This window comes from Providencia sp. JGM181, assembly GCF_018257375.1.
GTDB lineage: Bacteria > Pseudomonadota > Gammaproteobacteria > Enterobacterales > Enterobacteriaceae > Providencia > Providencia lanzhouensis.
The window spans coordinates 1-710 of record NZ_JAERJY010000299.1 but is presented as its reverse complement, the minus strand read 5'-3'; the positions used below and the strand labels follow the sequence as shown (position 1 = coordinate 710).

Here is a 710-nt window from a genome sequence, read left to right as displayed (position 1 = left end):
ATAGTAATTAATACAAAGGTAAGTATTACTCATGGTTAATTTTTTAGCGTTTACTTCTCATGAATAAGTAACCAATCTTTAATATCCAATCCTCCTGTATAACCCACCAGCTTTCCGTCATGTCCTAAGACACGATGGCAAGGCACAATCAAAGATATAGGGTTACGAGAATTGGCCATACCGACGGCTCGACAATAGTTAACCGAGCCCAGTTTTAAGGCGAGATCTTTATAACTCCAGCGCTCACCATAAGGAATTTCGCACAAATGCTTCCAGACTTTTTTCTGAAATTCAGTACCTTGCGGATTCAATGCAACCGAAAACACTTTCCGCTTATGATTAAAATACTCTTTTAGTTCTTTCGCACACTGCTTTGAGAATTCGTTTTTCGACTCTTTCTCCGTTTTTTCATCAACAAAATAGATACTCGTCACACCTTCATCATCAGCCGTAATATGGATCCACGGTTTCGGAAAGTTTTCTGGGGCTACTAAATATTGATGGTACATAACATCTCCTCAAAAGGATTCATTTACCTGATTGTATATACAGTTATAAGGTAAATTATTTCTACTTTGCAATGATATTTTTTCTCAGTGTAGCTAACTGAATCATCTCCCCCTGAATTTTTTTATTTCCAATGTTAATAACAGCATAGACAATAATTCGAATGATTATCATTCAAATAAAGAAATCACTATATATTGTAT

1 protein-coding gene is annotated in these 710 nt (G+C 35.4%); it reads right to left on the bottom strand.

Annotated elements, in window-relative coordinates:
- Positions 1 to 50: 50 nt before the first annotated feature.
- Positions 51 to 509 carry a methylated-DNA--[protein]-cysteine S-methyltransferase gene (locus tag JK188_RS17630; protein ID WP_006660933.1) on the bottom strand — a complete coding sequence of 153 codons (459 nt, stop codon included), beginning with the start codon at positions 507 to 509 and terminating at the stop codon, positions 51 to 53.
- Between the last annotated feature and the right edge of the window lie 201 nt (positions 510 to 710).

Bases quoted from the DNA above. Each gene is read 5' to 3' on its own strand.
- JK188_RS17630 (WP_006660933.1), bottom strand. From the start codon at position 509: ATGTACCATCAATATTTAGTAGCCCCAGAAAACTTTCCGAAACCGTGG.